This window comes from Arthrobacter sp. FW306-06-A (assembly GCF_021870055.1).
Lineage (GTDB): Bacteria > Actinomycetota > Actinomycetes > Actinomycetales > Micrococcaceae > Arthrobacter.
Genome location: NZ_CP084552.1, coordinates 3007184 through 3029122, shown reverse-complemented (window position 1 = coordinate 3029122; position 21939 = coordinate 3007184). Strand labels below are relative to the sequence as shown.

Annotated in this window: 16 protein-coding genes and 2 tRNA genes; 11 read left to right on the top strand and 7 right to left on the bottom strand. The window is 65.9% G+C overall.

From position 1 onward, the window contains the following. The first annotated feature begins 53 nt into the window (after positions 1-53). Positions 54-2189, top strand: a complete 2136-nt coding sequence (locus tag LFT49_RS14090) for an ATP-dependent helicase (protein WP_236798946.1) — start codon at positions 54-56, stop codon at positions 2187-2189. Beyond that, on the top strand, positions 2186-2863 hold the full coding sequence (locus LFT49_RS22700; RefSeq protein WP_373462119.1) for a M48 metallopeptidase family protein: 678 nt from the start codon (positions 2186-2188) through the stop codon (positions 2861-2863). Before LFT49_RS14090 ends, LFT49_RS22700 begins: the two co-directional genes overlap by 4 nt. Positions 2864-2984: 121 nt before the next feature. On the opposite strand, the gene LFT49_RS14075 is transcribed toward LFT49_RS22700, so the two are convergent. Further along, positions 2985-4430 carry a zinc-dependent metalloprotease gene (locus LFT49_RS14075; protein WP_237428541.1) on the bottom strand — a complete coding sequence of 482 codons (1446 nt, stop codon included), beginning with the start codon at positions 4428-4430 and terminating at the stop codon, positions 2985-2987. Positions 4431-4567: 137 nt separating this feature from the next. Between LFT49_RS14075 and LFT49_RS14070 the strand changes: the two genes are divergently transcribed. The 5 genes from LFT49_RS14070 (at position 4568) to LFT49_RS14050 (ending at position 10471) form a co-directional block, all read left to right on the top strand. Next, a complete protein-coding gene (locus tag LFT49_RS14070) occupies positions 4568-5779 on the top strand; it encodes a YlbL family protein (RefSeq protein WP_442863648.1) in 1212 nt (403 codons plus the stop codon). A 179-nt stretch (positions 5780-5958) separates the two neighbouring features. After that, positions 5959-8943 (top strand): UPF0182 family membrane protein, encoded by a 2985-nt coding sequence (locus LFT49_RS14065; RefSeq protein ID WP_236798944.1) that lies wholly within the window; start codon positions 5959-5961, stop codon positions 8941-8943. Positions 8944-9061: 118 nt separating this feature from the next. Continuing rightward, positions 9062-9135: transfer RNA gene (locus LFT49_RS14060), tRNA-Met, on the top strand. Between the two features lie 191 nt (positions 9136-9326). Continuing rightward, positions 9327-9400, top strand: a tRNA-Met gene (locus LFT49_RS14055). A gap of 138 nt (positions 9401-9538) precedes the next feature. Beyond that, entirely contained in the window at positions 9539-10471 is a 933-nt protein-coding gene (locus LFT49_RS14050) for a cytochrome b/b6 domain-containing protein (RefSeq protein WP_236798943.1), read from the top strand. A 21-nt stretch (positions 10472-10492) separates the two neighbouring features. On the opposite strand, the gene LFT49_RS14045 is transcribed toward LFT49_RS14050, so the two are convergent. The 3 genes from LFT49_RS14045 to LFT49_RS14035 all read right to left on the bottom strand — a co-directional run bounded on the left by LFT49_RS14045 (position 10493) and on the right by LFT49_RS14035 (position 14969). Further along, positions 10493-11920, bottom strand: coding sequence for a cryptochrome/photolyase family protein (locus LFT49_RS14045; protein ID WP_236798942.1), 1428 nt, complete (start codon positions 11918-11920; stop codon positions 10493-10495). 88 nt (positions 11921-12008) lie between these two features. Continuing rightward, complete coding sequence (locus LFT49_RS14040) at positions 12009-12800, bottom strand: PspA/IM30 family protein (protein ID WP_236820118.1); 792 nt, start codon at positions 12798-12800, stop codon at positions 12009-12011. 108 nt (positions 12801-12908) lie between these two features. Further along, on the bottom strand, positions 12909-14969 hold the full coding sequence (locus LFT49_RS14035; protein ID WP_237428540.1) for a TPM domain-containing protein: 2061 nt from the start codon (positions 14967-14969) through the stop codon (positions 12909-12911). 280 nt (positions 14970-15249) lie between these two features. Between LFT49_RS14035 and LFT49_RS14030 the strand changes: the two genes are divergently transcribed. The 4 genes from LFT49_RS14030 (at position 15250) to LFT49_RS14015 (ending at position 19692) form a co-directional block, all read left to right on the top strand. Continuing rightward, positions 15250-16917 (top strand): S1C family serine protease, encoded by a 1668-nt coding sequence (locus tag LFT49_RS14030; RefSeq protein ID WP_237428539.1) that lies wholly within the window; start codon positions 15250-15252, stop codon positions 16915-16917. A gap of 238 nt (positions 16918-17155) precedes the next feature. Continuing rightward, positions 17156-17947, top strand: coding sequence for an electron transfer flavoprotein subunit beta/FixA family protein (locus LFT49_RS14025; protein ID WP_236802898.1), 792 nt, complete (start codon positions 17156-17158; stop codon positions 17945-17947). 13 nt (positions 17948-17960) lie between these two features. Beyond that, positions 17961-18908 carry an electron transfer flavoprotein subunit alpha/FixB family protein gene (locus LFT49_RS14020; RefSeq protein WP_237428538.1) on the top strand — a complete coding sequence of 316 codons (948 nt, stop codon included), beginning with the start codon at positions 17961-17963 and terminating at the stop codon, positions 18906-18908. A gap of 4 nt (positions 18909-18912) precedes the next feature. Further along, a complete protein-coding gene (locus LFT49_RS14015; RefSeq protein WP_236820117.1) occupies positions 18913-19692 on the top strand; it encodes a PIG-L deacetylase family protein in 780 nt (259 codons plus the stop codon). Between the two features lie 70 nt (positions 19693-19762). On the opposite strand, the gene LFT49_RS14010 is transcribed toward LFT49_RS14015, so the two are convergent. The 3 genes from LFT49_RS14010 to LFT49_RS14000 form a co-directional block, all read right to left on the bottom strand. Beyond that, on the bottom strand, positions 19763-20641 hold the full coding sequence (locus LFT49_RS14010) for an anti-sigma factor (protein WP_236802897.1): 879 nt from the start codon (positions 20639-20641) through the stop codon (positions 19763-19765). A 10-nt stretch (positions 20642-20651) separates the two neighbouring features. Next, the gene (locus tag LFT49_RS14005; protein ID WP_237428537.1) at positions 20652-21260 is read right to left on the bottom strand and encodes a sigma-70 family RNA polymerase sigma factor; all 609 of its coding nucleotides are present in this window, start codon (positions 21258-21260) and stop codon (positions 20652-20654) included. 205 nt (positions 21261-21465) lie between these two features. Beyond that, on the bottom strand, positions 21466-21933 hold the full coding sequence (locus tag LFT49_RS14000; protein WP_236798936.1) for a tRNA (cytidine(34)-2'-O)-methyltransferase: 468 nt from the start codon (positions 21931-21933) through the stop codon (positions 21466-21468). Between the last annotated feature and the right edge of the window lie 6 nt (positions 21934-21939).

Here is a 21939-nt window from a genome sequence, read left to right as displayed (position 1 = left end):
TATTCCATTCACCAGACACCAGCACGCGGTAGTCGAGAAACAAAGCAGCAGAAGTGACTACAGAGAATTTTGATGGATCCGGTTCCCTTGAGGACCGGATCCTTGGAGGGCTGGACGACGAACAGCGTGAGGTGGCCAGCACCCTGAACGGTCCGTTGTGCGTGCTGGCCGGGGCGGGAACCGGGAAGACCCGCGCCATCACCCACCGCATCGCCTACGGCGTGCACTCCGGGGTTTACACACCGCAGCGCGTTCTCGCAGTCACCTTCACCGCCCGCGCGGCCGCTGAGATGCGGAGCCGCCTGCGGGACCTCGGCGCGGGAAATGTGCAGGCAAGGACGTTCCATGCTGCCGCCCTGCGCCAGCTGCAGTTCTTTTGGCCGCAGGCTGTGGGCGGCACACTGCCCAACCTGCTGGACCACAAGGCCCAGCTTCTTGCGGAGGCGGCCCGCCGGCTCAGGCTCAGCACCGACCGGGCGTCCATCCGCGACCTTGCCTCGGAAATCGAGTGGGCGAAGGTATCGATGCTGACGCCTGCCAACTACCTGGAAAACGCCCAGGGGAGGGGCGCACCCGGCGGGTTCGACCTCACAGCGGTGGCGCGTGTCTTCCAGTCCTACGAGGATGTCAAGACCGACCGCAACGTGATTGACTTCGAGGACGTCCTGCTGATCACGGTGGGCATCCTGCAGGAGGACGAAAGGGTAGCCGCCACCGTTCGCGAACAGTACCGGCACTTCGTGGTTGACGAATACCAGGACGTGTCACCGCTGCAGCAGCGGCTCCTGGAGCTCTGGCTCGGCGGGCGGGACGAACTCTGCGTGGTGGGTGACGCCAGCCAGACCATCTACTCCTTTACCGGCGCATCGCCCCGGCACCTCCTGGACTTCAAGGCCCGCTACCCGCAGGCCAACGTGGTCAAACTCATCAGGGACTACCGTTCAACGCCTCAGGTGGTGAAGCTGGCCAATGACCTGCTGGCTGGCCGCCCCAGCGGAGGGCCCACCGCTGACGCCGCCTGGGCCGCGCCCCTGCAGCTTGTGGCCCAGCGTCCAGCCGGGCCTGCACCGCAGTTCACGGAGTGCACGGATGATGAAGCGGAAGCCGCCACCGTGGCGCAGAAGATCAAGGCACTGCTCGACGCCGGCACTCCGGCCAGCCAGGTGGCAGTCCTTTTCCGCACCAACGGGCAGTCTGAGGCGTACGAGCAGGCATTGGCAGCGGCGGGCATCGGCTACCAGCTCCGCGGCGGTGAGCGCTTCTTTGCCCGCAAGGAAGTCCGGGACGCCATCCTCCAGCTGCGCGCAGCCACCAGGGCTGTGTCCCCAACGGATGCCCCGGAACCTCTCGGGCAGCTGGTGCGCGACATCGTTTCCTCCTTGGGTTACACAGATTCCGCGCCGCACAGCGGCGGGGCCCTGCGCGAACGCTGGGAGTCGTTGGCGGCACTGGTGGCGCTGGCCGATGAACTCGTGCAGAACCGCGGAGCCCAGTTCGGCCTGGGGGACTTCGTCAACGAACTCCAGGAACGCTCCCTCGCCCAGCACGCGCCCACCGTGCAGGGCGTTACGCTCGCTTCCCTCCATGCTGCCAAGGGCCTGGAATGGGATGCCGTCTTCCTGGTGGGCCTCAGCGAAGGGCTGATGCCCATCTCCTTCGCCGATTCGCCTGAATCGGTGGATGAAGAGCGGCGGCTGCTGTACGTCGGCATCACCCGTGCACGGGAACACCTGTCCCTCTCGTGGAGCACGGCAAGGACACCAGGGGGCCGGGCCAACCGCAAGCCGTCCCGGTTCCTTGACGGCCTGCGGCCTGACTCGGTGGCAAGTTCAAGCACCCGCGCAAAGGGAACCGTACCGCGCCGCAAGGCTGCCGCCCCCGCCGTCTGCCGGGTCTGCGGCAGCATGCTTGCCACGGGAGCTGAACGGAAGGTGGGCCGCTGCAACGCGTGTCCGCCCACCTATGAGGAACAGACCTTCGACGCCCTGCGCAGCTGGCGCCGGGAAGTGGCGCAGTCAGCGGACGTTCCGGCATTCGTGGTCTTCACCGATGCCACCCTTACTGCCATCGCCGAAGCCAGGCCCGCGTCGATGGAGGAACTGTCGGGCCTCGCCGGCGTGGGTCCCTCCAAGCTGGAAAAGTACGGGGAAGACGTCCTCCGGGTCCTGGCCGAAAGCTCGGTCCTGTGAGGCCCAGCCCCAACAGCAGCTCGCGGCAGGCAGCACCCCAGCCGGCCGCGGCCCTGACCACAGCGGACGGTTCCCCCGTGGAGGTGCGGCGGTCTGTCCGGCGCACCCGCACGGTTGCTGCGTTTTGGGAGGACGGGACGGCGGTGGTTGCCATCCCGGCCCGGTTCACGGCAGCCCAGGAGCGCGAGTGGGTTCACCGCATGCTGGCCAAACTGCACAAACAAGGGGAGCGGCACGCTGCATCCGGCCGGCGGCGTCCTGCCACTGATGAGGCCCTTGCAGCCCATGCGGCACAGCTGTCCGCCCAGTATCTTGGCGGCCGGTCACGTCCTGCTGCCGTCCGATGGGTGGGCAACCAGAACTCCCGGTGGGGGTCCGCCACCCCGGCCGACGGAACCATCCGACTGTCGGACAAGCTACAGCCCATGCCGCAGTGGGTCATCGACTATGTCCTGCTCCACGAGCTTGCCCACCTCCTGGTGGCCTCGCACAACGCGGCTTTCTGGAAGCTGCTGGAGGCCTATCCGGAAACCCAGCGGGCCAAGGCGTTCCTTGAGGGCGTCTCGTTTGCCACGTCCCGCGGCCTGGCGCCCCGGGGTCTGGACAAGGACGGGGCGGAGAGCCAGGCAGGCACTGGGCAGCTGCCCGGCGAGTGGTCCGACGACGCCGACTAGGACTTTTCCGGGCACTCCGCCCCTGCTCCCGGTCCTTGAACACGGCTCCCGGACCTTCAACACGGTTCCTGGTCCTTAAACACGCTGGCGGGCCAGGAAATCCTGGCCCGCCAGCAAAGTGTCAGCCCCTTGGCTGGTCTGTACCGCCGTCGTCGTCCTGGCCTGGGGAGTCCTCGCCTCCGGAGTCCCCACCCCCGGCGCTGTCGTCAGTATCGTTGGTGTCCTCGAAGCCGCCGCTGAGCAGCTTCTGCAGCGCATCGTCCACCTCGCTGTCGCTGGCCTCGGCGAGCTTACGGCGGGAGCTGAAGCCCTTGGGGTCATCCAGGTCCTCGGCAGTGGGCAGCAGGTCGGGGTGGTGCCAGATGGCGTCACGGCCCTCGATGCCCCGCTCCTCCTTCAGGGTGGCCCACAGGGTGGCGGCGTCGCGGAGCCTGCGCGGGCGCAACTCAAGTCCCACCAGGGAAGCGAAGGCGTGTTCGGCGGGGCCGCCGGTTGCGCGCCGGCGCCGCACTGTTTCGCGCAGCGCGCCGGCGGACGGCAGGACCTTCTCGGTGGCAGCAGCGGTCAGTTCATCCACCCAGCCCTCCACGAGGGCCAGCGCGGTCTCGAGCTTCTCCAGCGCCTGCTCTTGGGCGGGGGTCCGCTGTGGCATGAAGACGCCCTGGGACAGGGCCTCCTGGATGCCCTCGGGATTGCTGGGGTCCAGGTCGCGGGCAAGCTCCTCAATGCGTGAGGTGTCGATGTGGATGCCACGGGCGTAGGCCTCGATGGCGCCCAGCAGGTGTCCGCGCAGCCACGGGACCTGCACGAAGAGGCGCGCGTGCGCGGCTTCGCGCACGGCAAGGAACAGCCGGATGTCGTTCTCGGGCAGGGACAGGCCTGCACCGAATGCGGCGACATTTGTTGGCAGGAGCGCCATTTCAAGGTCGGCGAGCGGCACACCGATGTCGGTGGAGCTCACCACGTCCTGGGACAACGCGCCGATGGCCTGCCCCAGCTGCATGCCGAAGATCGCGCCGCCCATGTTCTGCAGCATGGACGAGGCGCCGCCCATCATGGCCTTCATTTCCTCGGGCATCTGCTCCGTCATGGCGGAGGAGAGGGCGTTGGCGATGCTGTTGGCCACGGGCTCCGTGAGCCGCTTCCAGGTCCCCAGTGTGGCTTCCACCCATTCGGCGCGCGACCACGCCTTGCCGATCAGGCCGGTGGAGGGCAAATCGGTGACGGGGTCCAGCCACAGCTCAGCGACGCGTAGGGCTTCGTCCACATCCCGCGACTGCTGCGCCGTGACCGACGGATCAGAGCTGCTTGCGGCCACACGGCGGGCATTGTCGTGGGCCAGGGTCCAGTTGACGGGGCCCTCCGACGGGGCGCTCATCATCGCCTGCACCTGTGAGAACATCTGTGCCAGCAGGTTGGGGTCATCCGGCAGCCCGGCCGCCTTGGCCAGTTCGGCGGGGTCGAAGTTCTCCATCCCCTTGCCGCCCATCAGGTTCTGCAGCATTTCGGTCAACGGATCCTTCGGATTGTCGTCGCCGTTGGACGGATTGAGTGGGTTGGAGGTCATGGTCCCGCCGATCGCTGGTGTGACTGTTGATCAACCTTCACGGTACCCCGGCGCGGGTCGGCTGTCTGCCGCCCGCCGCCGTCGTTCGCTGTAGGCAAAGCGCCCCCGGCGAGCCGTCACCGCGTAGTGTTGGTAGGGTGACTACAACCCGTGGCGGACATCCCTCCGAGGACCACGTTCCCGACGTTTCCCCCTTCTCCGCTCCCGGCCCCTTTGGCCCTGGCAGCACGCCGGAAAGCGCCGGCAGCGGCGACGCCGTGGAGGCGGACCGCGGGGTTGAAGCGGCCGACGGCGGACGTCCCGGCAGGCGGCTGTCCACCATGATGATCGCCGGGCTGGCTGCGCTGGGGTTGGGAATTGCGGTGGGTACACTGCCGGTGCCTTACGTCATCGAGTCGCCCGGCCCCACCTACAACACGCTGGGGGAGAGCCAGGGCCACCCCGTGATTAATGTGAGCGGCCATGAAACGTATCCCGCTGCCGGGAGCCTGGACCTGACCACCGTCTACGTTGACGGCGGCCCCACCGGCTCCGTCAGCATCCTCAGTGCCTTCTCCGCCTGGCTGGACGGCTCCAAGTCCGTCTATCCGGTGGAACTGATCTATCCGACCGGCACCACGAAGGAAGAGGCGCAGGAACAGAGCGCGGTGGCCATGGCCACGTCGCAGGAGAATGCCGTGGCCTCCGCACTGAACGAACTGAAGATCCCGTTCGGACAGCAGCTGCAGGCCGCGGGTCTGTCCAAGGATTCGGCGTCGGCAGGCAAGATCCAGCAAGGGGACATCCTCAAGGCCATCAACGGCAAGGACATCACCTCGCTCTCCGTTGTCCAGGATGAACTGGCCGAGGGCAAGGGGGCCCCGGCAACGGTGACAGTTGAGCGTGCAGGCCAGCCGGTCACTGTCCAAATCACTCCCAAGGACAATGGCCAGGGCCGCTTCATCCTGGGTGTCATGCTGAAATATCTCTTCACTTTCCCTTTCCAGGTGCAGATCTCCCTGGACAAGGTGGGCGGCCCCAGCGCAGGGCTTATGTTCTCGCTGGGCATCATCGATACGGTCACGCCCGGTGACCTCACGGGCGGCAAGCACATTGCCGGCACCGGCACCATCTCCCCGGAAGGAACGGTGGGCCCGATCGGTGGCATCGGCCAGAAGATGCGGGGTGCGCGCTCCGCCGGTGCCACCCTTTTCCTGGCGCCCGCCGGCAACTGTGACGAGGTTACCGGCCACGTTCCCGACGGACTCCAAGTAGTCAGGGTGCAGAACCTGGCCGAGGCCCGGCACGCAGTGGAGCTGGCCGGAAGCGGGCAGGATACCTCCGCACTTCCTGCCTGCACCGGCAAATAGCACCTGCGCCAGCACTAGACTGAGCCCAACTAGACTCGACAGGAACTAAGCTCCACCGCCACTCGTGGCACAGATGACGGACGAAACCAGCCGTTTGACCGGTACCGTACGTCGCTCGCACGCTTCGAATCTCGACGACCAGCTATGAGGTACCCAGTTTGTCCCGTCCCGCCAGCACCATGTCCACAGGCAGACCCCCTTCACGACGCGGCGCCCTGACGCCCACGTTGATCGTTGTCGCCCTGGTGGTAGTGGGCTTCATTTTCTTCGCCAACGTCTGGACCGATGTCCTCTGGTACCGGCAGCTGGGCTTCGTCGAGGTCTTCGTCACCGAGAACCTCGCCAAGATCGCAACCTTCGTGGCCGGCTTCGCCATCATGTTCGCGGCCGTCTTCTTCTCGATCCGCATTGCCTACAACGCCAGGCCGGTCTACGCGCCTGACTCGGAGGTCCGGGACAACCTCAACCGGTACCAGGCACAGCTGGAGCCTGTCCGCAGGATTGTCATGATTGGCCTGCCCGTCCTCTTTGGCTTGTTTGCCGGCAGCGCAGCCGCCAGCCAGTGGCAGAAAGTCCTGCTGTTCTTCAACCAGGTGGGCTTTGGCCAGGCCGATCCGCAGTTCAACATGGACATCAGCTTCTACCTGATGACCCTGCCGTTCCTCGGGTTTGTAACCGGATTCCTGATCAGCGTGGTGGTGATTGCGGGCATCGCCGGCATCCTCACCCACTACCTCTACGGCAGCATCCGCCTAATGGAGCGCGGCGTGTTCACCAGCCGCGCCGCACAGATCCACATCGCAGTGACCGGCGCCGCGTTCCTGGTGCTCCTGGGCGTCAACTTCTGGCTGGACCGCTACTCTTCCGTGCAGAACAACGGCGGCCGCTGGGCCGGTGCCCTCTACACGGATGTCAACGCCGTCATCCCCACCAAGGCCATTCTCGCCGTGGCCGCCGTGCTGGTGGCCATCCTGTTCATCGTGGCGGCCGTAATCGGCCGTTGGCGCCTGCCGGTGATCGGCACGGCAATGCTGATCATCACGTCCATCCTGGCCGGCGGTGTTTATCCCTGGGTCATCCAGCAGTTCCAGGTCCGCCCATCGGAGCAGACGCTGGAAAGCGAATACATCAAGCGCAACATCGAGAACACGCGCAAGGCCTACGGCCTGGACGGTATCGAGGAAACCCGGTACGAGGCCACCAACACCGCCAACACCGGCGCCCTGGCCCCCGATGCGCAGACCACGGCCAACATCCGCCTCCTGGACCCGAACCTCATTTCAGACGCCTTTGCGCAGCTGGAACAGTACCGCCCGTACTACCAGTTCCCCAAGGCCCTCAACGTGGACCGTTACGAGGTGGACGGCAAGATCCAGGACACCGTCATCGCGGTGCGTGAACTGAACCCCACGAACGTGGCCACCAACCAGCAGGGCTGGCTGAACCAGCACGTGGTGTACACGCACGGCTATGGGGTTGTGGCTGCCAAGGGCAACAAGTTCACGGCTGACGGCAAACCCGAATTCCTTCAGTCCGGTATCCCGTCGACAGGCGTGCTGGGCAATGACAACACTTACGAACCCCGCATCTACTTCGGCGAGTCCTCCCCTGAGTACTCAATCGTGGGCGCCCCCGACGGCGCTACGCCCCGCGAGCAGGACCGGCCTTCCGGCAAGGAAGGGGAGGGGGAGACCCAGTACACCTTCAAGGGCAACGGTGGCCCCAACGTTGGCTCGTTCTTCAACAAAATCCTCTACGCCATCAAATTCCAGTCCTCAGACCTGCTGCTGTCCGACGGCGTGAACCCGGAGTCGCAGATCCTCTACGACCGCAACCCGCGCGAGCGGGTCCAGAAGGTGGCCCCCTACCTGACCGTTGACGGCGGTGCGTATCCGGCAGTCGTGGACGGCCGGGTCAAGTGGATCGTGGACGGCTACACCACCAGCCAGTACTTCCCGTATTCACAGCAGAAGTCATTGTCCGATGCCACCGCTGATTCGCAGACTACTTCCGGCCGCGCCGTGGCCCTGCCCAACAGCACCGTGAACTACATCCGCAATTCGGTGAAGGCAACGGTGGATGCCTATGACGGTTCGGTCACCCTGTATGCCTGGGACGACACCGATCCTGTCCTGAAGGCCTGGCAGAAGGTCTTCCCGTCGACGCTGAAGCCGTACTCCGAGATGTCCGGCGCCCTGATGAGCCACGTCCGGTACCCGGAGGACCTGTTCAAGGTCCAGCGTGAGCTGCTGGGGCAATACCACGTGACGGATCCCACCAGCTTCTACAAGAACAACGATGCCTGGAGCACCCCGGCTGACCCGACCGTGAGTACGGATGTGAAGCAGCCGCCGTTCTACATGTCGCTGCAGATGCCTGACCAGGAGAAGCCGGCCTTCCAGCTGACGTCCTCATTCATCCCGCAGATCGTCAACGGAAATGCCCGCAACGTGCTGTACGGCTTCCTCGCCGCCGACTCCGATGCAGGCAACCAGGCCGGCGTGAAGGCGGACGGCTACGGCAAGCTGCGGCTGCTGCAGATCCCGCCGGAGACCCAGGTTCCCGGTCCCGGCCAGGCGCAGAACAAGTTCAACTCCGATCCCACCGTGTCGCAGGCGCTCAACCTGCTGCGGCAGGGAGCATCGGACGTCCTGAACGGCAACCTGCTCACCCTGCCCGTGGGCGGCGGCATCCTCTATGTCCAGCCGGTTTACCTCAAGTCGACGGGTGAGACATCCTACCCAACGTTGCAGCGCGTCCTGGTGGCGTTCGGCGACAAGGTGGGCTTCGCGCCTACCCTGGACGCTGCGCTCAAGCAGCTCTTCGGTGGGGATTCGGGTGCGGCAGCGGGTGACTCCGCCAACAACGGACAGACTCCGGCAGGTCCGGCAGCGCCTGCCACCCCCGCCGAGGCGGATGCCAAGGCCCAGTTGAAGGCGGCGCTGGATGAGGCGAACTCGGCCATCCAGGCCGGCCAGAGCGCGCTTGCAGCCGGCGACTTCGCTGCCTACGGCGACGCGCAGAAGAAGATTGCCGCGGCGCTGAAGAAGGCCATGGACGCGGAGGCCAAGATCCCGGCGACTGCCCCGCAGGCCAGCCCGGCCCCCGCAGCCTCCGCCGCGCCTTCGGCCACGCCTTCACCGTCCGCGTCAGCGGGCAGGTAGTACGACGTCGGCAGCCCGGTATCTGCGCCCACGGGAGCAGATGCCGGGCTGGCGTAACGGACGTCACGCCGCTTTGATTTGGCCTGCGGTTCACCTCCCGGTAGAGTAGTTCTTGCGACGCGGGGTGGAGCAGTTCGGTAGCTCGCTGGGCTCATAACCCAGAGGTCACAGGTTCAAATCCTGTCCCCGCAACTGAGGAAAGGCCCGGACATTGGAAACAGTGTCCGGGCCTTTTTGCTGTCCCCGGCAGCCGCGGCAGCACCGCCGTCGAACTTTGCCATAGCGACGGACGGGACCAGGGTGGCCGGTCAGGAGTTGGAACCCGGGTGGCCGCGCTGGGTGGTCAGTCCGCCGGCAAAAGTAGGGTAGTGTTGATCAAGCGACGCGGGGTGGAGCAGTTCGGTAGCTCGCTGGGCTCATAACCCAGAGGTCACAGGTTCAAATCCTGTCCCCGCAACTTATGAAGGCCCCGACCGGCAGTTACGCCGGTCGGGGTTTTCCGTTTCCTTGGATGGGCCCAGTTCCTAGTATTCTCTTTCGAAGGGCCCCACGATCTGTGGGCAGCCCCAGTCATTCCTGAGAGGTATGTTGTTCGATGGCCACACCCACGAAGAAGCCCGGCACCGCGACGGGCAAGCGGTCCCGGCTTTACTGGATGGTTCCCGCCGTCCTCGTGGCCGTGGTCCTGGTGGTGTTGGTCGCCAAGCTGCTCATGGGGCTTCCGGCCGTGGCTTCCTTCGTCAGCGACTACCCGGGCCAGTCGAAGCTGCCGGCCAATGCCCCGGTGGGATTTCCGGCGTGGCTGGCCTGGCAGCACTTCCTCAACGCTTTCTTCCTGCTCCTGATCATCCGAACCGGCTGGCAGGTGCGGACCACCACGCGGCCCAGCGGCCACTGGACCAGGAACAACAAGGGTTTGATCCGCACCAGGAACGCGCCCGCCAAGATCAGCCTTGAGCTCTGGTTCCACCTGACACTGGATGCCCTCTGGATCCTGAACGGGCTCATCTTCGCCGTCCTGCTGTTTGCCACCGGGCAGTGGACGCGCATCGTCCCCACCAGCTGGGACGTCTTCCCGAACGCGCTCTCGGCGGCGCTGCAGTACGCCTCGCTTGACTGGCCCACGGAGGACGGCTGGATCAACTACAACGCGCTGCAGCTGCTGGCATACTTCGTGACCGTCTTCATCGCCGCGCCACTGGCGTTTATCACCGGCCTCCGGATGTCCGGGGCCTGGCCCAAGAAGGCTGCCGGCCTCAACAAGGCGTTCCCGATTGAGTGGGCCCGCGCCGTCCACTTCCCGGTGATGATCTACTTCGTGGCCTTCATCGTGGTCCACGTCTTCCTGGTGCTTACCACCGGTGCCCTGCGGAACCTGAACCACATGTACGGGGTCCGCGACGACGACGGCTGGTTCGGTTTCTGGGTGTTTCTCGCCTCCGTCGCCGTGATGGTGGCTGCCTGGTTCCTGGCCCGTCCCATCTTCCTACGTCCCATTGCTTCCCTGATGGGCAAGGTCAGCCGCTAAGCCTGGCGCCGCCAGCAGTGGTCAGGCGTTCTTGATCTGCTGGTAGGCCTCAAGCGCGCGTTCCCGCGACTCTGCCAGGTCCACAAGCGGTGCGGGGTAGCGGTCAACGTCGGCCGTCCAAGGCTCGTGGATCTTCTTGCCCTGGACGTCCCGGAGCTCCGGAATGAAGGTCCGCAGGTAGCTGCCGTCGGCGTCGAATTTCTTGCTCTGCGTGACGGGATTGAAGATCCGGTAGTAGGGCGAGGCGTCCGCCCCGGACCCTGCAACCCACTGCCAGTTGGCCGGGTTGTTGGCAGCGTCCGCATCCACCAGCGTGTCCCAGAACCATTCCTCCCCGATCCGCCAGTCGGTGAGGAGATTTTTGACCAGGAAGGATGCAGCGGCCATCCGCACCCGGTTGTGCATCCAGCCTGTCTGCCACAGTTGCCGCATCCCGGCATCCACCAGCGGGTAGCCCGTGTTTCCCTGCTGCCAGGCGGCAAGCTCTTCACGGTTGGTGGGGGCCCAGCGGAAGTTGTCGAAGGCCGGCCGGAAATTGCGGGTGGCCAAATCCGGGTTGTGGTACAGCAGGTGCCAGTTGAATTCGCGCCAGCCCAGTTCAGCCCGGTAAATACCGACGTCGGAAGGGACCGTGCCCGGATGCCGGCGCCGGATCTCGCGCCACACGCGGAACGGACTGACCTCCCCGAACCGGAGGTGCGGCGACAGCCGGCTGGTGCCCTCGGTGCCGGGCAGGTTGCGGCCGGTTCCGTACTCCTCGATGGGCCCATCCAGGAAGTCTTCCAGGCGCTGCTGGGCGCCCATTTGGCCTGGCCGCCACGTGGCAGCCAGTCCGCCGCTCCAGTCGGGGGAGGAGGGCAGGAGATTCCAACTGGCCAGGCTGTCACTGGCCGGCAGCCCGCGTCCGGCAGGAGCGGGGTGGGGCGGCGTCTCCGGCGCCTCGAAGGGATCCCGGATGTCCTGTGACGCGAGGCAGGCGCGCCAGAATGGGGAATAGACCTTGTAGGGGCCGCCCGCCCCGGTCCTGACGGTCCAGGGCTCGAAGAGCAGGTTCGCCTGGAAGCTGGACGCCTGCATCCCGTTGCCGCCGGCCCACTCCTTGAGGTCGGCGTCGATGCTCCGTTCCGGCTGCCCGTACCTGCGGTTCCAGAACAGGTGGCTTGCCTTCGTCTGGGAGGCCAGCGTCCTGATGGCCTCTCCGGCAGGGCCTCGACGAAGGACCAGGCGTGATCCGCGGTTTTCGAGATCCGCGGAGAGTGCGGCGAGGGAGTGGTGCAGCCACCAGCGGGCGGCGCCGCCGAGGGGCCGGACGCCGCGGGACTCCTCATCCAGGACGTACACCACCGTGAGCGGCATGCCCCGGTGCACCGCTTCGGACAGGGCCGGGTTATCGTCCAGCCGCAAATCGTCGCGAAGCCAGACCAGGGACGTTCCTTCAGAAGAAGCCATGGCCCCACGCTACACAGCGGATACAACTATGGCCGGGACCGCGGTCCCGGCCATGGCCGTGTATCATCCGCCGACGTGATGGCGGGCCTTACAGCTTGTCGAAGTCTGCCTCCTCGACCGTTGATTCAGACGAAGCCGGGCTTGCCGCACCCAGGGCAGGCTTGGAGTTGCCGCCGGCCTTGAGCGCCGCCAGGCGGGCTTCGATCTCGGTCTGCTCACCCAAGTCCTCCAGCTGGTTGAACTGTGCGTCCAAGCTGGATGCCGCGAGCTCCTGCTGTCCGCGGACCTTGGCCTCTTCGCGGCGGATCTTCTCCTCGAAGCGGCCCACCTCGCTGGTCGGGTCCATGATGTCGATGCTCTTGATCGCGTCGTGGACCTGGGACTGAGCGGCTGCTGTCTTGGACCTGGCCACCAGCTCGTTGCGCTTGCTGGTCAGCTGGTTGAGCTTGTTCTTCATCTGGTCCAGGCCGGTCTTCAGCTTGTCCACCACTTCCCGCTGGGAGGCGATGGCAGGCTCTGCGCCCTTGGCTTCGTTCTCGGCAGCCATTTGGCGCTGCAGGGCGACCTTTGCCAGGTTGTCGAACTTCTCTGCGTCGGCAACGTCGCCGGCAGCACGGAACTCGTCAGCCTTGCGGGAGGCGGCCAACGCCTTGCTGCCCCAATCGCGGGCATTCTTGACGTCTTCGTTGTAGTCGTCTTCCAGCATGCGGAGGTTGCCGATGGTCTGCGCCACTGCGGACTCGGCTTCGGCGATGTTATTGGTGTAGTCGCGGACCATCTGGTCCAGCATCTTCTGGGGGTCCTCGGCGTTGTCCAGCAAAGAGTTGATGTTTGCCTTTGCCAGCTGCGCGATCCGGCCGAAAATGGACTGCTTAACCATGGTGTTTGCCTTTCATCCTGCTCTTTGTTGACCACTGGAACCGGTGCACAGTGGTGTACTTCGTCTCTCCGCCCCGCCGGGATCTTCCAGCGTGTCCGGCGGAAGTCTTTAGAAACTGCCGGAGTCGCCGCCGCCGAAATCGCCGCCGCCAAAGTCCCCGCCGCCGAAGCCGCCCGAGTCTCCGCCAAAGCCGCCTCCGCCGTCGCCGCCCCAGCCACCGCCGCCGCCCCAACCGCCATGGCCCCCATGAAGGATGGAATTGATTAGGATCCCGCCCAGGATGGCGCCGCCCAGTCCGCCGCCGCCTCCGCCGCCAAACATGCCGCCGCGCCCAAAGCCCGAGTTTGCGTAGCCGTCGAAGTGCTCAACGTCGGCCTGGGCCAGCTGCGCCGCCTGCGCCGCGAGGGCATGCGCCTGCTGCGCGTAAGTAAGCGCGGTGACGGGATCGGTCCTCGCGATGGACAGCGCGTAGTCGAGGTTCCGCTGGGACTCTGCCAGCCGGGTCCGTGCCTCGGTTCCCACACCGCCGCGCCGGGCGGTGATGTAGTCGGAGGTGGCGCTGATCTGGGCCTGTGCGGACATGATGGTCTGCTGCAGTGACGCCTGTGCCCGCCTCGCCTGCTCCTGCTGGTCGCGGATGCCGGCCAGGGCCTGGTCCAGGGACTGGTGGGCCGTCTCCACCCGCTGAAGGGTGGCGATGGGATCGATCTTCCCACCCTGGATCTCGGTCTTCACCTGGGCCAGCGCCGCTTCCACCGCGGCCACCGGACCTGCCAGTTCGGTGTGTGCTCCGGACTGGATCATGGCCTTTGCCTGGGCCAGGTCCTGGGAAGTGTCCACAACCGCTGCTTCGAGACCGTTGCGGGCCTCGTCGAGATTGCCGGCTACCTTGGAGATCGCGTCCAGGAGGACGTTGGTCTGGTGCAGGCTTTCCTCGGCCGCACGGACGGCTACCGCGGCCAGGCTGCCCTCGCCCTCACCCAGCTTCTGCCGCGCCGTCTCGGATGCGTTCTGCACGAAGGCCAGGCGTTCCTTGGCCTGCACGATATTGTCCGAGACCTGCACCAGCGCGCTGTCGGCATACTTGGACCGCATGGCCGCCAGGGACTGTTCAGCGCTGGAGATCTTGGCGTCAGCCTCGCTGGCTCCCGCGTTGACGGCCGCAAGGGCCTGCGGAGCGTTCTTCTCCAGCTCACGCAGCGAGTCAAAGTCCGCTTTTTGCTCTTGGAGCGATTCCAGGGCTGCCTCCGAGCGGCGGATGATCTCACCCATCCAAGTCCGCTGCTGTTCCTCGGTATCCGGGATGTGGTCATCGAGCTGCTGCTGCAGCTTGAAGGACTCCGCCATGTGGGCCTTTGCTTCCGCCAGGGCCTTGGTGAAGTTCCCGACGGCGGAATCCCCGTACTGCGCCTGGGCGAAACCGAGTTCCTGCTCGCTGGATTTGATGGCGTCGTCGGCTTCGATCAGCAGGGAACCACTCTTGCGTCGGAGTTCCTCAACGCTGAGTGACGCCAGCGGGTCCAGCTCGGCGCCCTGCGGGCCGTAGCTTCCGCTGGAGGCCGCTTGGCCGGCGGCTTTCTTCCGGCGGTTCCGGTAGTACAGGTACGCCCCGCCTCCTGCGACCACTACGCCCGCACCCACCAGGACGCCGGCGCCGGCTCCGTTCCCGGACGAGACGTTGCCGCTGCCGCCGCCGGCGGCGTCGCCAACAGCGGCGGCGGTGTCGATGGCAGCTTGGGCGAAGTCACGCTTGCCGGCTCCGAGGTTGGGCACAATGGCGTTTTGGGAAATGCTACTGGTCTTCGACGCGATCGAACTGGCTGAGTTGGGTGCGAAGTAGTAGTGACCGTCATCGGACATGGTCAGGATGACGTCTGACTTGCCCATGCCCTTTTTGGTCGCAACGGCTTGAGCCCATTGTTTGGGATCGGTGGGGTTGGTGAACGTCTTCACGGTGACCACGTACAGGTTGTACTTGTGGTCCTTCAGCAGCTTCTGGATCGCATCCTGGACTTCGCCCTTCCGGCTGCCCAGCACGTTGGCGTCGTCAACGATGTTGGTCCCGGAGGGGATGGGGACAGGGTCTTCGGCCCAAGCGGCGCCGGCGGGTACCGCCAGCAGCCCGGCAAGGCCGATCACGGCGAGGATACGTCTGAACTTTGACCGCATGTGCAACCCTTCAGCATGCCTGACACCGATTCGGGACGAATCAGTCGTCGAATCCACAGCGCCCCCACGCTTGGTGTGAAGCCGCAGGTCGCTGTGGCATTTCATCTTGATTCTATGGTGCACCCCACAGGCAGTCCATGCGACCGAATATGCCTCCAGCGAAACGCCTTGCTGCCGGAGACCCTTGCTTGAAGCGTTCAGGAAGCTCTCAGCAAACATCCGAGCTTGTTCCAGCGGAACGGGTCATAGTTAATGGCAGACGAGGATGAAAGGAAGTCTCATGACTGAGAATCAAACCCCAGGACCGGTCCCTGAGGACAACCGCGCGCAAAGCCGGAACCCGTGGGACCGGCAGGGCGCGGAACAGCCTGGAGACCGCCAGACGGAAACTCAGTATGGGAACGCGGGCGGACCCGGCACCCCTCAAGGCAACCCGGGCGCCCAGGACCACACGGGCCCCCGGACCCAAGCCGGCCCACAGAACAACACCGAGCGGCTGGACCCGCCGCAGGCGCGCGACCACCACACCCAGGAACTTCCGGGCGCACCACGCCCGGTCTACCCGCAGCGGCAGCCGTTCTACGGCCAGTCCGCCAATTATGGACAGCAGCACCAGGATGGCCAGCCCGGATACTACGGACAGCAGCAGTACCAGAATGGCCAGCCCACGCACGGCACCGGCCACGGCGCACCCAATGGGAGTGTCGGCCTGGCCCCCAATCCCAAGGACGCCCCGCGCCGGAAGGCGACATTCGGTATCGGCACCCTTGTGGCCAGCATCCTCGCAGCAGGCCTGGTGGGCGGTGGAGTGGCTACGGTAGGTGCGGGCGAGCTCTCCGGCCACAACGCCTCCAGCACATCGACCGTCGGCAGCAACAGCCAGCCCGGCACGGTCATCGTCAACAACAAGGACGACGTCAACGCCATTACGGCAGCTGCGGTGAAGGCCTCGCCCAGTGTTGTCACCATCAGCGCCACCAGCGGCAGCTCCGGCGGCACCGGTTCCGGCATTGTCATCGATGACCAGGGGCACATCCTGACCAACACCCACGTGGTGACCCTGGACGGCCAGACCGCCAATGCCACCCTTGAGATCCGCACCAGCGACGGCAAGGTCCTCCCGGCAAAGCTGGTGGGAACCGATCCCCTGTCCGATCTCGCCGTCATCAAGGTCGACGACACCTCCGGGCTCACCCCCGCCACCCTTGGTGATTCCTCCAAGCTCAATGTAGGGGACACTGCCATCGCCATCGGTTCCCCGCTTGGCCTGACCGGGACCGTCACGGACGGCATCGTATCCACCCTCAACCGGACCATCAGCGTGGCATCATCGGCAGCGCCCAAGGGGGGCGACAACAGCCAGGGTGGCGACCAGGGATTCCAGTTTGCCCCTCCTGGCGGCGGGCAGAGCCAGCAGAACTCCAGTGAAGGTTCCATCGCCATCAACGTGATCCAGACGGACGCGGCCATCAACCCCGGCAACTCCGGCGGCGCCTTGGTGAACAGCAAGGGCGAGATCATCGGCGTGAACGTGGCCATCGCGTCCGCCGGTTCAGGCACCTCCACCTCCCAGAGCGGCAATATCGGCGTCGGGTTCAGCATCCCGATCAACAACGCCAAGCGTGTGGCCCAGGAGATCATCGACAGCGGCAAGGCCTCCCACGGCCAGCTCGGCGTGAGCGTCAAGGCCAAGACGACGTCGGGCGCGGCCTCCGAATTCTCGGTGGGAGCTGACGTCGCCACCGTTGAGGCCAACTCGGCAGCAGGAAAAGCGGGCATCAAGGCGGGCGACGTCATCACTAAGTTCAACGACCTCACCATCGGCGAGCCGAACCAGCTGACCGCGGCGGTCCGGGAACAGCCGGCAGGATCCAAGGTGAAGATCACCGTGCAGCGCGGCGGCAGTGAGCAGACGTTCGACGTCACGCTGGGCGCTGCAGCCAGCTAGGCACAGCAGGACTAACGCAAGCCATGACGACGGCGGCGTCCCCCACCAAAGGGGGCGCCGCCGTCGTCATTCCCTGCTTGGGAAACGGCGCTGAAACAGGCGTTAACGGAAGAGGGCGCGGGGACGCGCCGATATGGTTAGCTAGGAGCTACCCGCCTGCCGGGCATTCCGCGGCCATGCCCACCCGGCTGGCTGTCCACAAGCATGGAAGGCTGCTGTAAACACAGTGGAAGAGACATTGAAGATCGTAGTCCTGGTCAAACATGTACCGGACGCCCAGTTCGACCGCCACCTCAACGGGGACGGCAACACCGTGGACCGCGACGAAAGCATTCTGTCCGAGCTTGACGAGTACGCCCTTGAAGCAGCGCTGCAACTGGCGGAGGCGCGTGGCGGCAGCAAAGCGGGCAACCAGGTCATCGCCCTCAGCATGGGACCTGCCGGTGCCGTCAACGCGGTCAAGAAGTCACTGCAAATGGGCGCCACTGAAGGCGTGCACCTCACGGACGATGCCCTGGCCGGATCCGATGCCGCGGCCACTTCACTTGCGCTCGCCGCAGCAGTCCGGCACCTGGGCGACGTGGACCTGGTCATCACCGGCATGGCCTCCACAGATGGCGAGACCTCCCTTGTTCCGGCCCAGCTGGCCGAGCGGCTTGGGCTGCCGCAGGTCACGTTCGCGTCCACGCTCCAGGTGGACGGCGGCCGCTTGACGGCCCGCCGCGATGCCGACACGTCGTCTGAAACGGTGGAGGCACCGCTGCCCGCCGTTGTGTCCGTCACCGACCAGATCAACGAACCCCGGTACCCCAACTTCAAGGGCATCATCGCCGCCAAGCGCAAGAGCATCACCACGCTGTCCCTGGCCGACATCGGCGTGGAGCCGGCGCAGGTGGGCTTCGCCGGTTCCTGGACCAGCGTGACCAATGCGGAGCAGCGGCCGCCCAGGACCGCGGGCACCATCATCACCGACGAGGGCGACGCCGGCATCAAGCTGGTTGACTTCCTGGCCGCCCAGAAGCTGCTCTAAGAGGGACACCGACATGGCAAAAGTACTTGTATTCATCGACAACCCCGGCGCGTCGCTCAAGAAGAGCAGCCTGGAACTGCTGACCCTGGCGCGTTCCCTGGGCGAGAGCACAGTGGCGCTCAACGGCGAACTGGCCGACGGCGTCGCTGCCACCTTCGCCGAATACGGCGTGGCCGGCATCCTGCGCCCGTCCGTCCAGGACCTGGACGACTTCCTGGTGGCACCAAAGGCTGCCTACGTTGCCGCCGCCGCCGAAACCGCCGGTGCCGCCATCGTCCTGCTGGACAACTCGCCCGAGGGCAAGGAAATCGCTGCACGTGTGGGCATTCGCCTGAACGCCGGCGTCATCACTGACGTCGTCGCCGTGGACCCGGACGGCACTGCACACAAATCGGTGCTGGCTGGTTCCTACAACACCGCCTGCAAGGCCAGCACCGCGGTGTCGGTGTTGACCCTGAAGGCCAACAATGTCACCCCGGAGCCTGCAGCCGCCCCAACAGCTCCCGGGACCGCCACGGTGGAGGTTCCCGCGGTAGCCGCAGCGGCCCGCATCACGGAGCGGCAGCAGAAGGTTGCCAGCGGCCGGCCTGACCTCACCGATGCCCGCATCGTGGTGGCCGGCGGACGTGGCATGGACGGCGACTTTGGTCCCGTTGAAGAACTCGCCGATGCCCTTGGCGCGGCCGTCGGCGCCTCCCGGGCCGCCACGGACGCGGGCTGGATCAGCCACGACGCCCAGGTGGGGCAGACCGGCAAGACCGTTTCCCCGCAGCTGTACATTTCCGCGGGCATCTCCGGCGCCATCCAGCAGAAGGCCGGCATGCAGACGTCCAAGGTCATTGTCGCGGTGAACAAGGATGCCGAATCCCCGGTCTTCGAAATTGCGGACTTCGGCATCATCGGCGACGTCTTCGATGTCCTGCCGCAGGCGGCCGCCGAGATCAAGAAGCGCAAGGGCTGAATCGTTGACTGCCTCCACTGGGCAGGCAGGGAGCCCGTTCAACCCGGATACGCACCGGGTTGGGCGGGTGCTCTGTTTTGCGGCCCATCCTGACGACATCGACTTTGGCGCGGCCGGAACCGTCGCCGCCTGGACGGCGGCCGGCGTGCAGGTCAGCTACTGCATCATGACCGACGGCGATGCGGGCGGCTTCGACCCCGCCAACCGTGCGGACATCATCGCCATGCGCGACGCCGAACAGCGCCGGGCCGCGAAGCTGGTCGGTGTCACCGACATTCACTACCTTCACCAGCGGGACGGCTACCTTGAGCCGTCGCACGAGGTGATGAAGGAAGTGGTGCGGCTGATCCGCCAGGTCCGTCCCGACGTCGTCCTTGCCATGCATCCGGAACGGAACTGGCAGCGCATCCAAAAGAGCCACCCGGATCATCTGGCCGTGGGGGAGTCGGTGACACGGGCCGTGTATCCGGCACTCGAAAACCCCTTCGCCTACCCTGAATTGGCCGACGCCGGGCTCGAGGCCTACAAGCTGCCGTGGCTGTGGCTGTACGCGGGACCCGAGGAACGGGAAAACCACTTTGTGGACGTCACGGACCAGGTGGAAGCCAAGCTGGCCGCGATCCACGTCCATGTCAGCCAGCATCCTGACGTCGCGGCGATGGAAACCACCGTCCGCCGGGGGATGCAGCTCAATGCCGGCAGGGCAGGGTTGCCCGAAGGGCGCAGCGCGGAGGCCTTCCACGTGGTGGCCGTTAACGGACCTGGCACCATCGCGGGTTTCTAGGACGGTGAAACGCCCCCGGTTCCTTGATCAAGGAACCGGGGGCGTTTTCCTGTCGCCGGGACCGGGGACCTCAGGCTCCCAGCGGAGCCGCCGCCACCGTGGGCAGCGTGGGGGCCTTGGATCCACCGGCCGGCTCAACGGTGATGCCCAGCGAGGCAGCCGTGTGGATGCCCTGGACGACGGCAGGCTTGGAGAGGGCCTGCTCATCCATCAGCCCCTGCGACACCGGCGCCGAACCGTCCTTGGGGATCAGCCACATCTGGTAGACCTTGCCGGCAGGGGGAGCGGGCACGCCGCTCATCTTCACCACGGCCGCGTCCTCGGAAGCTGAAATCAGCAGGGTTGCCTTGCCGCCGCCGGCCACGTTCACCGACGCCTCGCGCAGGTCGCCGGCCCTGGCCACCTGGTTGACGGGATCGTTCTGGTCAGCCATGTAGGCACCCACGCCCACACCGCCCAGGGCGATGGCCGCTGCTGCTGCCACGCCCACCAGCCAGCGTCGGGTGCCGGATGTGCCTCGGCGCTCCTCGCGGCGCTTGCGGGCCTGCGCCAGCTCATCCTGTGGGCCGGACCCGCCTGGAGTCCCCATCGGATGGGCCGGTGGCGTGCTTCCGGCCGGTGCCGGTGCGTCGCCGGCGCCCGGTCCACCCTGGCTGGGGAATTGGGCAGGAAGTTGGGCGACGATCCGCTTAAACAGGTCCGACGGCGGTTCCTCCTCTACCCGGAAAGTGCGGGCCAGCGCCTCCCGGGACTGCCGGACGCGCGCAAGGAAGGCCAGCCGCTCCGGCTCCGGGGCGGTCGAGATGTACTGGTCGATGGCATCGCGTTCCTGCTCCGTGACCGCGTCAAGAGCGTAGAGTTCGGCGAGGTCCACGGCGCGGCCTGCGGCAAGGTCCATCGCCACCGTGTCCCCGAAGGACCTTGACCGGCTGTTGCGGCCTTCATCCATTCCGCTCATCTCAACTCACCCCCAAACAGGTCTTCAATCGGATCAGTCCGTCGCGGATGCGGGACTTGATAGTGGGCACTGCCGCATTCAGCCGCTCTGCCACCTCACGGTAAGTAAGGCCGCCGTAGTAGGCCAGGCGGACGGATTCCTGCTGTGTTTCAGTCAGCGTGCCGAGGCAGCGGACCACCGCCTCCGCTTCCAGGCGGCTGCCCACTTCATCGGAAACGGTGTCATGGTCGATGTCCTGGGTGCTGGCACCGTACTTGGCTTCCCTGTCAGTGGAGGACTGCGACGAGCGCACCTTGTCCACGGCCCGCCGGTGCGAGATGGTCATCAGCCAGGAGAGCGGGCTGCCTGCCTGCGGATCGAACTTCGCGGCGTTCTGCCAGACCTGCAGGAAGACTTCCTGCGTGGTGTCCTCGCTGAGTTCGGGATCGATCAGAACACGGCGCGCCAAGCCGAAGACCCGCCGGGACGTGAGCTGGTAAAACTCAGCAAACGACGCCTGGTCCCCTCGGGCGATGCCCGCCAGCAGGACCGAGAGGCGTTGACTGAGGTCAGCAGGTGGGTCAGTCACCGCGGCCGAGCCTTCGGAATTGGGCGCGTTGGGAGTTTCCATTACGTCCAAGCATAAGTCTCCGGGCGGGGAATCCTCAGCAGTGCCGTGCCGGTTGCGGCTGTCCGGCCTGGATGGTGCCTCCAGTAGTGTCACCTGCCGCTCCTCGGTCCTGGTCCGCTCGAATGCTTACAGGAGCTATTCGGCGCAGGGCAGGGCGCGGATGGGACAACGGATGAAGATTTTCCGTGGGGCGGAGCAGGGGATCCTAAAGCGTGGCCCCCGCGAATCCCTGCTGGCGCCAGGCCTCGTAGACCGCGATGGAGGCGGCGTTGGCAAGGTTAAGGGAACGCAGGGCCGGCAACATGGGCAGCCGCACCGTGGCAGTCACATGCGCATCCTTCTTCAGTTCGGGCGGCAGTCCGACGGATTCGCGGCCAAACAACAGGACGTCCCCCGGAGCGTAGGCAATGTCTGTATAGCTGGTGGTGCCGTCAGAGGTGAAGGCGTAAACGCGCTCGGGCTGGAGGTGCTGCCAGGCGTCCTCGATGGTTTTGTGGACGGTCACGACGGCGAGGTCGTGGTAGTCCAGCCCGGCCCGGCGCAGCTTGGCGTCGGAAAAGTCGAAGCCAAGGGGTTCCACAAGGTGCAGTTCGGCGCCGGTGATGGCGGCGAGGCGGATGGCGTTGCCGGTATTGCCGGGAATCTCTGGTTCATGGAAAAGGATGCGGAACACCTTTCC

Bases quoted from the DNA above. Each gene is read 5' to 3' on its own strand.
- LFT49_RS14075 (WP_237428541.1), bottom strand. From the start codon at position 4,430: ATGACCTCCAACCCACTCAATCCGTCCAACGGCGACGACAATCCGAAG.
- LFT49_RS14065 (WP_236798944.1), top strand. From the start codon at position 5,959: ATGTCCACAGGCAGACCCCCTTCACGACGCGGCGCCCTGACGCCCACG.
- LFT49_RS14050 (WP_236798943.1), top strand. From the start codon at position 9,539: ATGGCCACACCCACGAAGAAGCCCGGCACCGCGACGGGCAAGCGGTCC.
- LFT49_RS14045 (WP_236798942.1), bottom strand. From the start codon at position 11,920: ATGGCTTCTTCTGAAGGAACGTCCCTGGTCTGGCTTCGCGACGATTTG.
- LFT49_RS14040 (WP_236820118.1), bottom strand. From the start codon at position 12,800: ATGGTTAAGCAGTCCATTTTCGGCCGGATCGCGCAGCTGGCAAAGGCA.
- LFT49_RS14035 (WP_237428540.1), bottom strand. From the start codon at position 14,969: ATGCGGTCAAAGTTCAGACGTATCCTCGCCGTGATCGGCCTTGCCGGG.
- LFT49_RS14030 (WP_237428539.1), top strand. From the start codon at position 15,250: ATGACTGAGAATCAAACCCCAGGACCGGTCCCTGAGGACAACCGCGCG.
- LFT49_RS14020 (WP_237428538.1), top strand. From the start codon at position 17,961: ATGGCAAAAGTACTTGTATTCATCGACAACCCCGGCGCGTCGCTCAAG.
- LFT49_RS14010 (WP_236802897.1), bottom strand. From the start codon at position 20,641: ATGGATGAAGGCCGCAACAGCCGGTCAAGGTCCTTCGGGGACACGGTG.
- LFT49_RS14005 (WP_237428537.1), bottom strand. From the start codon at position 21,260: ATGGAAACTCCCAACGCGCCCAATTCCGAAGGCTCGGCCGCGGTGACT.